General features: G+C 42.2%; 8 protein-coding genes. All 8 read left to right on the forward strand.

Annotated features, from left to right (window positions below):
• Nucleotides 1-5,008: non-ribosomal peptide synthetase (locus PSI23_RS18640; RefSeq protein ID WP_273556480.1), on the forward strand; the 5,008-nt coding region annotated here is incomplete at its 5' end.
• A gap of 149 nt (nucleotides 5,009-5,157) precedes the next feature.
• Nucleotides 5,158-6,777, forward strand: coding sequence for a pyridoxal-dependent aspartate 1-decarboxylase PanP (panP, locus tag PSI23_RS18645; protein ID WP_273556481.1), 1,620 nt, complete (start codon nucleotides 5,158-5,160; stop codon nucleotides 6,775-6,777).
• Between the two features lie 887 nt (nucleotides 6,778-7,664).
• Nucleotides 7,665-8,939 (forward strand): HlyD family secretion protein, encoded by a 1,275-nt coding sequence (locus tag PSI23_RS18650; RefSeq protein ID WP_273556486.1) that lies wholly within the window; start codon nucleotides 7,665-7,667, stop codon nucleotides 8,937-8,939.
• Complete coding sequence (locus PSI23_RS18655) at nucleotides 8,932-11,040, forward strand: peptidase domain-containing ABC transporter (RefSeq protein ID WP_273556482.1); 2,109 nt, start codon at nucleotides 8,932-8,934, stop codon at nucleotides 11,038-11,040. Before PSI23_RS18650 ends, PSI23_RS18655 begins: the two co-directional genes overlap by 8 nt.
• A 229-nt stretch (nucleotides 11,041-11,269) precedes the next feature.
• A complete protein-coding gene (locus PSI23_RS18660; RefSeq protein WP_273556483.1) occupies nucleotides 11,270-11,509 on the forward strand; it encodes a hypothetical protein in 240 nt (79 codons plus the stop codon).
• Between the two features lie 691 nt (nucleotides 11,510-12,200).
• The gene (locus PSI23_RS18665) at nucleotides 12,201-12,551 is read left to right on the forward strand and encodes a DUF4329 domain-containing protein (protein ID WP_273556484.1); all 351 of its coding nucleotides are present in this window, start codon (nucleotides 12,201-12,203) and stop codon (nucleotides 12,549-12,551) included.
• Nucleotides 12,514-12,741, forward strand: a complete 228-nt coding sequence (locus PSI23_RS23260) for a hypothetical protein (RefSeq protein ID WP_373567354.1) — start codon at nucleotides 12,514-12,516, stop codon at nucleotides 12,739-12,741. The genes PSI23_RS18665 and PSI23_RS23260 overlap by 38 nt, the downstream gene beginning before the upstream one ends.
• A 12-nt stretch (nucleotides 12,742-12,753) precedes the next feature.
• On the forward strand, nucleotides 12,754-12,957 hold the full coding sequence (locus tag PSI23_RS18670; RefSeq protein ID WP_273556485.1) for a hypothetical protein: 204 nt from the start codon (nucleotides 12,754-12,756) through the stop codon (nucleotides 12,955-12,957).
• Nucleotides 12,958-13,038 lie beyond the last annotated feature (81 nt).

Consider the following 13,038-nt stretch of genomic DNA (forward strand, 5'->3'; position numbering starts at 1 on the left):
CACTCAGACGCGCATTCCCACGGCGGACCGCCGCCGGCCATTGCCACTGTCCTTTGCCCAACAGCGTTTGTGGTTCCTCGGTCAGCTCGATCCGGCCGCCAGTCAGGCCTACCATCTCCCTGCGGCATTACGCCTTACCGGCGCGCTCGATCATCATGCCTTGACGGTTGCGCTTAACCGTCTGGTGGCTCGCCATGAAAGCCTGCGTACGCGTTTTGTCTCGATTGAAGGGCAATCAATTGAAGGACAGCCCTGCCAGCATATTGACCCTGCTGATATCGGTTTTGCCCTGTCCTGCCACGATCTGCGTCAGCTCGATCCGGCCCTGCATTCTGACCGCATTACAGAGCTTGCCAGCCTTGAGGCTCAAACCCCCTTTGATTTTGCTCAGGGCCCGCTGATTCGCGGTCAACTACTGCAACTGGCGGACAAAGAGCATGTATTATTGCTCACCCTGCATCACATTATCACTGACGGCTGGTCTATTGGTGTGCTGGTACGAGAGCTGGGAATCCTCTACCGCGCAGCCCTTGATGGACATGATGCTCCTTTGCCATCGCTGCCCATCCAGTATGCGGATTATGCTGTCTGGCAACATGAACAGTTAAAAGAAACAACCCTCGCTGCACAGCGTGATTTCTGGTGTACCCAGCTCGAAAATACTCCGGCCTTACTGACACTTCCCACCGATCGGCCTCGTCCAACGATGCAGACTTATGTCGGCGACCAAATCTCTTTTCACCTCAATGCGGCGTTATTGGCATCACTTAAGGCGCTGGGACAACGCCATAGCAGTACCCTATTTATGACTGTGTTGAGCGCATGGAGTATCGTACTCAGCCGGCTCAGTGGTCAGGATGATATTGTCATCGGTACACCGGTCGCCAACCGCCCGAATCGTGAACTTGAAGGGCTGATTGGTTTCTTTGTCAATACGCTGGCCTTGCGCGTCAGATTCAATAATGACCTGAGTGTGGCAGATCTGCTTGCACAGATTCGGGAACGGGCGCTAGCCGCTTATGCGCATCAGGATCTGCCCTTCGAGCAGGTGGTGGAAGCACTACAACCTGAACGCAACTTAAGCTACAGCCCAATCTTCCAAGTGATGCTGGCCTTAAATAATACGCCGGCTCAGGAACTGGTCTTACCTGATCTACAGTTCACGCCATTTGAACAGGCGTATCACAGCACTCATTTTGATTTAACGTTATCACTGATCGAAACTGATGATGGTTTGCTTGGTGCTTTGTCCTATGCCGCTGATCTGTTCGATGCCACAACCGTTGCACGCATGGTCAGCTATTTAACCAACATACTGACATCGATGGCTGCTGATGAGACACAACTGATTGCCACTCTGCCAATGCTGCCGGAAGCAGAAAATCAACAATTACTGATAGATTTCAACGCCACACAGGCAGACTATCCGCAAGATGCCCTGATCCACCAGCTTTTTGAAGCTCAGGCGGCACGCCGTCCTGATGCTACTGCCTTGATATTTGAAGAGCAAAAAATCAGTTATGCTGAATTGAATCGCCGCGCCAATCGGCTGGCTCATCACCTGATTGCGCTGGGAGTACGTCCGGATGATCGGGTAGCAATTTGTGCTGAGCGCAGTCTGGGGATGATTGTAGGATTGCTCGGTATCCTTAAGGCTGGCGGGGCTTATGTGCCGCTCGATCCCGACTATCCCACTGAACGGCTGGTACATATGCTGGAAGATGCAGAGCCTGTGGCCTTGCTGACCCAGATAACCCCATTCGACAGGCTGCAAGGCATCGTGCCTGCATCTGTGCCTACAATAATTCTTGATGAAATAGCTCTTGATGAAACCCCTCCGGAGACAGAACCGATTCACAATCCAGAGATTCACAATCCAGATGCACAAACGCTGGGGCTGACAGCTCGTCATCTGGCTTATGTGATCTACACTTCCGGCTCAACGGGACAGCCTAAAGGCGTGATGGTCGAGCACCGCAGTGTTAACCGACTGGTGATCAATAGTGGTTATGCCGATATCGGGGAGAATGATTGCGTTGCCCATTGTGCCAATATGGCTTTTGACGCCTCGACATGGGAAATCTGGTCTGCCCTGTTAAACGGTGGTCGTCTGCACATAGTTTCCCAATCGACATTACTCGATCCGGTACGTTTCCGCGATTCACTGATTCGGGAGCATGTCACCGTCCTCTGGTTAACGGCTGGCTTGTTCAACGAATATCTGGATACGCTCCAGCCCCTGTTTGGACAATTGCGCTACCTGCTTATCGGCGGCGATGTTCTCGATCCGCGAAAAATCCAACGCGTACAATTGGCGGAATCGCAACCCGCCCATCTGATTAACGGCTATGGTCCAACGGAAACCACAACGTTTGCCGCCACTTATGTGATTGCATCCCCCGTAGATGCGGCCCGTTCCATTCCTATCGGCCGCCCGATTGCCAATACCCGGATTTATATTCTCGATCTGCATGGTCAGCCCATTCCCCTCGGTGTTGCCGGTGAAATTTATATCGCCGGTGCCGGTGTAGCCCGTGGTTACCTGAATCGCCCTGAACTCACCGCTGAGCGCTTCCTGATTGATCCGTTTTCTTCAGAACCCAATGCCCGCATGTACAAAACCGGCGATCTGGGTCGTTGGCTGCCGGACGGCAATATCGAATACCTCGGCCGCAATGATTTTCAGGTCAAACTGCGGGGCTTTCGCATCGAACTCGGCGAAATCGAGGCTAAATTGAAGCAATGCCACGGCGTACGTGACGCCATTGTTCTTATGCGCGAAGACCGTTCTTATGACAATCCTAATTACAATTCCGATGAGAATAAGGGAAACCAGAAACGTTTGGTCGCCTATCTGCGCTTTCAAACTGGCGTTAAGTTAGTACCTGCCGAACTACGTCAGCAGCTCGCTCAGCATCTTGCCGATTATATGTTGCCCAGTGCCTTTGTCACTTTGGAGACTTTCCCGCTGACTCCCAATGGCAAACTCGACCGTCAGGCGTTGCCCGTTCCCGATCCATCCGCTTTCGTGGTACGTGGCTATGAATCCCCTGCCGGCAAAACAGAAACCGCGCTGGCGCAAATCTGGCAAAACTTACTGGGACTGGAGCAAATTGGTCGCCATGACCACTTTTTTGAACTTGGCGGTCACTCGCTGCTCGCTGTACAGTTGTTGAATCAAATGCGTAAACAAGATATGGAGGTTACATTGACTACTTTATTTTCTCATCCCACATTGAGGGATCTTGCTTTAGCCGTTGGTGAGTACGTTGACCACACAGCATCTCCGTTTGATTCAAACCCAGTACCGCTAAGCCCAGCAGGTTCTTTGCCACCTTTGTTCTTGGTACACGAAACTTCCGGCGACCCACTCGTTTATTCTTCACTGGCTGCCTTACTACCGCCGGAACTTCCCGTCTATGCGTTGCAAGCCCTTGGCATCCACACACTTGAGCTTCCTCCTGTGTCGATTGAGGAACTTGCAGCCAGTCATGTTCAGGCGATTCGCCGCGTCCAGCCACATGGGCCTTATCGTCTGGCGGGATGGTCGATTGGTGGTTTAATTGCTTATGAAATGGCCCAACAATTAAACAGTGACGGTGAGACGATAGAATTTCTCGGTATGATCGATTCCTATAATCACTCCAATAAAGATCATAATGCGCCAGCAACGGCTACCGACCAATCTGTGAATAAAGATGCAAGACGAATTGAAGTAATTATTGATTTACTGCGCACTCAAAAGAGTATTGACGATGAACATGCTTTGGGAGAGCTTCACAACCTAGGTCGTTTGGAACTAGGTAGTTTGGAGCAGGTTCTTGATCACTGCATTGAACATCAATGGTTATCAACAGGTATCACACGCGAGGATATTCTCCTCCGTTTCTACACCGCTGAGATGACGACACAGCTTGGTCAGGAGTATATCGCGCAAAAATCATCTTTACCTATCCACCTTTATACTGCGGATGAGTTAATCAACGAAGATGTTTGGCGCGGTTGGCACGGCATAGTTGGTCACAATTCGGTACTCCATCCGATTGGTGGGACGCATTTATCCATTATGCATCCTCCTTTGCTAAACCAAATAGTGGATTCAATCACCGAAAATTTACGGGTAGTTCCGTCTTTCGACCCATGCGTTATCATTCAACAGGGTTCTCGATCAGTATCGCCGTTATTTTGTATGCCGGGTGCGGGTGCCAGCCCGTCTAGTTTGCTCGAATTGGCTTTATCGTTCCCACAGCAACTCCCGGTATACGCTTTGCAGGCGCGTGGATTCACTATCGAACATAACGTTCCTTACACCAGCGTCGAAGGGGCAGCTCGTGCCTACATCCAGAATATCCGACAAATCCAACCTCATGGCCCTTATCACCTATTAGGCCACTCTTTTGGTGGTTGGATTGCTTTTGAGATGGCTTTGCAATTACAAGCTGAAGGGGAACGTGTATCTGATCTCATCCTTATTGATACCGATGAGCCTAATCAGCAAGATAGTCCCCTCAAATCAGTCAACCGTATTGAGGCGCTCATGGAGTTGATTGATATCTATAATATGATATTAGATCAACCTCTTCCGCTCTCCAGACAAGATTTTGACGGACTGGCACCGGATGAACAAATTCAGCTTCTGCACAATGCCTTGGTAAAAGTCGGTCTTTTCCCCGCGAAAACGCCCATATCATTACTGCAAGGGGTTATCCGCGTTATGCAGGCTAATCTGAATACTGGCTATATACCTCGTACCAGTTATGAGGGACTTGTTCATCTGATCAACGCAGAAAAAGGCGATTTGGATGAAAGGAAAACCCGCGAAACCCAGTGGAGCCTTCACACCACTGAACTAAACACGACGCTTGTGCCCGGCAACCATATGACCATGCTATCCATGCCACAAGTTGAGCAATGGCTTTCTGGTTTATGGCAGAAATTGGATTACATGAATAACCCCAATTCCGCATTCTTGTTTAGGCAGGGAAAACCTCATGGATTCGTGCGATAGGCTGAATAAATAATCACTCATAGTAATACAGAAAGTAATACAGATAGTAATACAGATAGTAATGTAGCCCTTATCACCGCCCTGCCACGGGGCGGTTAAAACTTGAGAAAATATGATCGATATTATTAGTGACTCTAAAGAGGCAAACTATGCTGCATTTTCTTGACAGTCTGGATGAGCAAGAATGGCAAACGCTGCTCGACCAGTTTATTCCTCGTGTCGGTGAGGAAGAACTGCTCGAACTGAAAACGGATATCGCAGGTGACCCTGTCACTTATTGCCTCCGCAAGTTAAACAAACCAATGCGCGAATTGACAGAGCTTGAAAGTAAGTTCTCTTCAGTGATTATCCCGGATTCTCCGGTTGATACCGGGACATATGCCCAATATTTGAGCCAAGATATCCTCAATCACGTTGTACCCGTATCATCACCAACTTTTGTTGGTCACATGACATCAGCCCTCCCCAAACATTTACCTGAACTCGGCAAAATATTGACAGCACTGAACCAAAACTTGGTCAAACTGGAAACATCGCATATTTTGACTGCGCTGGAACGCCAAGTGCTGGGTATGATGCATAAATTGGTATACAACCGCGACGAATCTTTCTATAAGCAGTGGCTTCACAACGGCGAGCACGCTCTGGCGACCTTCTGTTCTGGTGGGACTCTGGCTAATCTGACTGCGATGTGGGCATGTCGAAACCAGCTCATGCCAGCCGATGGCAATTTTGCTGGTCTTGCACGCGAGGGGCTAGCCAGAGGACTGCTGCATTATGGCTATAGTGGTTTAGCAATTCTGGTATCGGAACTGGGGCACTATTCGTTGAAAAAAACCGTGGATGTGCTCGGTTTGGGACAAGATGCGCTGATAAAAGTTGATACTGACAGAGATGGGCGGATCTGCATTGATGACCTGCGCACTCAATTGCAGAAACTGCGTCAATGTAATATCAAACCCATGGCTATTATCGGAATAGCAGGTTCCACAGAAACCGGCTCTATCGATCCACTGAACATTCTGGCGGATATCGCTGAGCGGGAACAGTGTCATTTTCATGTGGATGCCGCTTGGGGAGGCGCAAGCCTACTGTCAGAGCGTTATCGACATTTATTCGCGGGTATCGAACGTGCTGATACCGTGACGATCGATGCCCATAAGCAAATGTATGTGCCAATGGGATCAGGCATGGTGTTGTTCCGGCAGCCTACCCTTACCAACGCTATTGCCCAGCATGCGAATTACATTGTGCGCAAGGGGTCTAAGGATCTGGGACGCCATACTCTGGAAGGTTCACGCAGTGCGATGTCGCTTATGTTACACAGTAACTTCCATCTGCTTGGCCGACAGGGATTGGCATGCTTGATAGATGCAAGCATCGAAAAAGCACGACAATTTGCAGATCTCATCCGCCAGCAAGAGGATTTCGAGTTAATCAGTGAACCACAGCTTTGTCTGTTAACTTATCGATATGTGCCACCCACGGTATTACAGGTACTGCGCGAAGGCACGGCCCCTGTGAAACAGCAGTTGCATGAATCGCTTAATGCACTTAACCAGAGTATCCAGACTATGCAGTGGTCTGCGGGGAAATTTTTTGTTTCGCGTACCTGTATCAAACCCGTGCAATGGGATCGACAGCCGACAACGGTTTTACGTGTCGTGCTGGCAAATCCACTGACAACGTTGGAAATACTTGAAAACATGCTTGAAGAGCAGCGTCAGCTGGCACGACAAAGCCCATTCTGGCAGGATTTAGTCAGTTAATTGTATGAATTGATATCTGAGTGTGAAAAAACTCGATCCTATTTTTGTAATTTGGTTAAGAGGGGAACACAGTGCCTGAAGCATGTTAAGTTCCCTTCTTATAGAGGTCTTGTGGAAGAACTGACAAGTAAGTTCTTTCATTATAGAACTCCTTAATTGATTTTCGTGATAGATTCTTTGTCTCTAACTATTTTCATGAAGAAAAACACCATTACGCCGGAAAAAATTAATGCTTCTGTAATGGTGCTTGAAACTTCTAATTTTTCCGAAAAAAAAATAGAAAAGAGCCAAACAAAAGTAAAGTAGATGAGGAAATACAAAATAAATGCAATTACCTTCTTCATGACATGCCCTCCATGTTCAAAATAACGTTATAAAGTCATAATCTCGTAATTACGAAGTTCAATTGTACAAAAATCGTGCTTAACATTACCTAAACGGGAATAAAAATGTAACCTTACAAGTTCTTCGCTGCTTCTGATAACAGATTTTGCATTAATCATTTCATATCAACAAAATAACTTTCAAAGTTTAACTTGCACAAGATTTTCTGGATAATTTTTGAAGTAACATCAGATTTGAACTAACATCAGGCCATTATAAAATCAATAAAAGCTATCTAAATATTTTTTCTGTTTAATGAGTATTTAGTAAAGTCGTTATATAACCACCTTAGGTAAATAATATAATAAAACAATATAATAATAGTGATTGATTTTATGTAAGGGAAATATCAATATCTTTCCTGAACAGCAGAAGACAGATATTGAATGACGTTAAAAATAAACTTGATGATATAAAGAAAAGACGATTACCAATTTAGCAGAAGGCAGATTGTGTGATGACTATAATGAAAAGATAACTCTTTCTCAATGAGGTATAATATGTTGTTTCGGCAAGAAGCAATTGATAATAAAAAAATTAAATGGAGTGGAAAAGCAATTTTACTTCCGGGAATACCAGTTTGGTTAGTAATCGGAGGCGGAGTTTTTTTTCTGGTTACTTGTTTGACATTTGTTATTTTTGGTTCTTATACCCGCCGCATAAATGTCAGTGGTGAAATTACTACTTATCCGAGAGTGGGCAATATTAGTTCCCCTGTACAGGGATTTATAGTAAAGAAATTTGTGACAGAAGGGAAAACGGTCAAAAAAGGCGATCCTATTTATCTGATTGATGTAAGTAGAACAACCCAACATGGGGTTGTTAGCGATAATCAACGAAAAAACATTGAAGAACAAATAGAAAACATCAATCTTATTATATCTCGCATTAAAGATAATAAAAAGTCTACATTAGATTCCTTAGAAAATCAGAAAGAGCAATATACAAAATTTTTTAATCAATCTTCTAATATTATTAAAAAAGAAACAGAAGGCGTTAAAGCTATCAAAAAAAACATGGAAGATTATAAAAAATATCAAAAAAGAGGCCTGATAAACAAAGATCAAATGATGAATCAGGTTAATTTATATCACCAAAGGCAAAGTAATTTATTAGGATTAACTCATCAAAATGATCAAAATTCATTACAAATAATTAATCTTAAAAGCCAGATACAAACACAGTCAACGGAATTTGATAACCGAATTAATCAAATGGAACTAAAACGATATGAGTTACAAAAAGAATTAACAAACATTGATGTGGGAGATTCAATTATTATCCGATCATCATCGAACGGTAAGATAAATTCCCTCAGTGTCACAGAAGGACAAATGGTGAATATTGGTGATAGTTTAGCGCAAGTTATTCCTGAGATTATCAAAAACTACTATCTTGTCATATGGGTACCTAACGATGCTGTATCATATATAAAAAAGGGTGATAAGGTTAATATTAGATATGAAGCCTTCCCTGCCGAGAAATTCGGTCAATTTTCAGGTGTGATTGACGTTATTTCAAAAGCCCCGGCATCACCTAAGGAAATGCAAACTTATCAAGGCTCACCTATAAATATGCGAGCAAATAATACTACTTATTACAAAATAATCATTAAGCCTGAAAAACAGCATGTAAAGTATAATGGTCATTTTTTAAATCTGGAAAACGGAATGAAAGCTCAATCTACTCTTTTTCTGGAAAATAGAAAAATTTATCAGTGGATGCTTTCACCATTTTACGACATGAAACATAGTGCTATGGGGCCGAGTAATGATTAACTCCACATTTAATAACATCATTAAAAAATTGGATATTGGCTTAATGAAACGAGTCTCAATGATCCATCAGACGGAATCATCAGAATGTGGATTAGCTTGTTTAGCGATGATATGTGGATACTATGGGAAAAATATCGATCTAATTTCACTTAGGAAGAAGTTTAACATTTCGGCTCGGGGAACCACTTTGTCAGAAATTAAAGATATTGCTGACCAATTAGGTATGACAACCCGAGCGTTATCATTGGATCTTGAAGAGATAAGTGCTCTAAAGACGCCTTGCATTCTTCACTGGGATTTTAATCACTTTGTGGTATTGATTAGTGCGCGCAAAAATCGAGGTGTTATCCATGATCCAGCCCGGGGACGTCGGGTGGTTGAGCTGGCCGAAATTTCCCGACATTTTACCGGAGTAGCTATGGAAGTCTGGCCGAGTAGCGAGTTTAAGGCCGAGACAATTCAAAACCGAGTGAAATTGAGGACGCTTATTCGCAGTATACAAGGCATAAAAAGTGCTTTGATAAAAATTTTTTGTTTATCTATCGTCATTGAATCTATCAATTTGATAATGCCAGTGGGAACACAGCTAGTTATGGATCATGCTATTCCTTCGGGTGATCGTGGATTACTGACGCTTATCTGTACTGGATTGATATTCTTTATTCTGCTGAATACTGCTGTGAGCATGATACGTGCCTGGTCATCTTTGATAATGGAAACGTTAATAGACGTTCAGTGGAAAGCAGGATTGTTTGCGCACCTTTTACACCTTCCCTTAGCTTATTTCGAGCGAAGAAAACTGGGTGATATTCAATCTCGCTTTAATTCACTTGATACACTGCGTACCACGTTTTCGACCAGTGTAGTCGGTGCGATCATGGACGGTATTATGGTTATAGGTGTGCTAATCATGATGATCTTGTATGGTGGCTACCTAACCTGGGTTGTTCTGGCCTTTACTGTGTTCTATGTGCTAATCAGGCTTTTGACTTATAACTACTACCGTCAGTCATCAGAAGAAATGCTAATTAGGGGAGCACGCGCCAGTTCATATTTTATGGAAACGTTGTACGGAATCTCAACGGTTAAAATGCAGGGGATGATGGAACTACGGAGTACCCACTGGCTTAATCTTGTTATTGATAAAATCAATACAGGTATCAAAGTCACGAGAATGGATCTGTTTTTTAGTGGTGCAAATACGTTTATTATGGCTTGTGATCAGATAGCTATTTTATGGTTGGGTATCATGCTGGTTATTGATAATCAGATGACCATAGGGATGTTTGTGGCATTTGGGGTATTCCGGGGATTATTTTCCAATCGTGTAACATCTCTGACAAACTTTTTACTCCAGCTACGAATAATGAGTTTACACAATGAACGCATTTCAGATATAGCATTGAACGAAGTGGAAAAAACAAAACAAGTGATACCATACATTCCAAAAATGACTCCTGCTTCACTTGAAACTCAGGACTTAGTTTATCGTTACGATAATCAATCATTGCCAATTTTCAGCAATCTGAACATCTGTATTAAACCAGGCGAAAGTATAGCGATAACAGGACCTTCCGGGGCAGGAAAAACCACGTTATTGAAAGTATTATGTGGGCTATTTGAACCTGAATCAGGGAAAGTTATTATTGATAATATGGATATACGACAGTTGGGAATAAATAATTATCGCAAGATGGTTGCCTGTGTGATGCAAGAGGACAAGTTATTTTCTGGTTCGATAAGAGAAAATATATGTTGTTTTTCTGAAAGTAGTGATGAAACGTGGATGATTGAATGCGCTAAAATAAGCTTTATTCATGAAGATATTATGAATATGCCAATGGGATATGAAACACTTATCGGTGAATTAGGAGAAGGTCTTTCTGGAGGACAAAAGCAAAGGATTTTTATTGCCCGGGCACTTTACCGCAAGCCACGTATTCTTTTTATGGATGAAGCAACAAGTCATCTTGATGTGAATAGTGAAGAACATATAAATCATGCAATAAAACAGCTAAATATCACAAAGGTTATTATAGCTCACAGAGAATCAACGATAAAATCGGCAGATAGAGTTATAAAAATGACTGATTATTTATAATGAAATAAATGTTTATATTCTAAGGAGGTATTTTTTCATAAAGAATAAAAAATCAGTTGGTTTAATGAATATTAAACACTTATTTATTACCATATTGATTTTTTTATTCATTCTTAAAAATAACAAGATCGATAATAGCACGATTGATGTTACATCAGTAATGTTTATATTTTGGGAATGAATTAGATTGTAGTTGTTTTATTTAAATACTTAACTGAAGGAAAATATTATGAAAGAAATTGATAATGGTTTATTGAATCATGTTTCAGGTGGTTCTATAGTTTCCGATATAGCTTCTGAAGTTCTACACATTAGTGAGAATGTTATTCATGAGGTCGTATCAGATTTTCAATCAGGTAAGAGCACTGGAGAAATTATAAAAAATTCTATCGTCAATGTACTGGAAAAAGGGCTAGAAGCAGGAGCCAATTGTCTTTATGGACGATTTTTTAAACCCTCTTCTAACTAAGTAGATATATACCCAATGGATTTCAAGATGCATCGTGGCGGCAAGGGAGCGAATCCCCGGGAGCATAGATAACTATGTGACCGGGGTGAGTGAACGCAGCCAACAAAGAGGCAACTTGAAAGACGAAGGGTATAAATGTAATTCATTATATAGTACTTGCAAAGTGCCGGTTTTTTTACCCGGCACTTTGTTTTAACCAAATGCCCTTAACTCGACGAGCGAGTGCCTCAAACCAAAATCTCCAACACGATTTCAATCATACCCAGTTTTCCTACAGATTTTTCGATAATATTATTAAACAGACAATTGTGATGAACCTATCATCAAATACATCTGTAATTCTCCCTTTTTTAAATAACACTCAGGTTATTTATGTCATTCGTTTTTTTATCAAAAATTACATTCAAAATAAAATTTAATAATTTTTAGTTTGAAGAAGAAAATTTTTTTCAATACCATACGCTTACCTTAAATGACGATGCAGACAAACATAACTTTAAATCAATTCTGTTAAGGGAATGTTTGTTTACAGTGTATTAAAATACAACCTGTTTTTTAAATTGTATCGCAATGGTAAATGTTAAACAAACATTATCAATAAATCTGCAATTTTAAAAAAAAAGATAAGTATAGGGGGAATTCCATAAGTAATTCCCAAGACAGTTTGTAAAGTAAGTGTGAGGTTTTATTCATGAAAAAAGTACTTTTAATATTGCTCGCTTTCCTTGCTGTGATATATAGCGTAGGGAGTTATGCAGGCCTGAGGGGTTGCGAAAAACGCCATTACGTCACCTGTTTTAGGACGCTTGATGATGCAGCGAGAACTGCGTTGAAAATATATAATAAACAGTCCATTAACAGAAATAAAGAATATGGTGGGATTATATTTAGGGATAAAAATGGCAGGTATGGATATATTCGTGCTTACGTAGGTAACAACAGAAAACAACAGAAAAGCACCATCACTAAAGCGATCTTTAAAGAAACTGCCAAAAAATGCCAAAATAGTCGGTCAATATCACACTCACGGGGATTATTCTGATCAAAAATTTCATAGAGTGAATAAAGCAAGAGATTATTGGCGTAGTGATAAATTTTCTGGTCAAGATCAAAAGATTCATATAGACAATTATCAACACATTCCAGAATATAAGAGCAGCTATCTTGGCACACCAAGTGGAGTTTTTTATGTGATGCACCGAGGCAGTGTTAGAATTCATACATTTCACTGAGGAGAATGAAAAATGTGTTATACCGAAACTGACTTCCAGATTTTTCTCAGCATAAAAAAAGATGTTGCAGCTCTTTTGTTAAAAGCGATAGAGAAAGCAGCTCAGAATGGTTTCGATATCACCGATTGTCATATTGATGTCCATTTTACAAATGATCCAATCACTCATTGGAGCAATGGGAAAGCTGGAGGGCTTGAGTTTTCTCGAATCAGTTGATATCACAGTGAATTTATTAAATTTTTTGTTTGTATATTTTCGTGCATTTCAGATTGTTTTAGGCTATTTTTAGATTATTGG

Origin of the sequence: Xenorhabdus yunnanensis (genome assembly GCF_028598805.1) — a bacterium.
Taxonomy (GTDB): Bacteria; Pseudomonadota; Gammaproteobacteria; order Enterobacterales; family Enterobacteriaceae; genus Xenorhabdus; species Xenorhabdus yunnanensis.

What these genes read in the sequence shown, in the direction of transcription:
- panP (WP_273556481.1), top strand. Translation starts at nt 5,158, where the DNA reads ATGCTGCATTTTCTTGACAGTCTGGATGAGCAAGAATGGCAAACGCTG.
- PSI23_RS18665 (WP_273556484.1), top strand. Translation starts at nt 12,201, where the DNA reads ATGAAAAAAGTACTTTTAATATTGCTCGCTTTCCTTGCTGTGATATAT.
- PSI23_RS18655 (WP_273556482.1), top strand. Translation starts at nt 8,932, where the DNA reads ATGATTAACTCCACATTTAATAACATCATTAAAAAATTGGATATTGGC.
- PSI23_RS18660 (WP_273556483.1), top strand. Translation starts at nt 11,270, where the DNA reads ATGAAAGAAATTGATAATGGTTTATTGAATCATGTTTCAGGTGGTTCT.
- PSI23_RS18670 (WP_273556485.1), top strand. Translation starts at nt 12,754, where the DNA reads ATGTGTTATACCGAAACTGACTTCCAGATTTTTCTCAGCATAAAAAAA.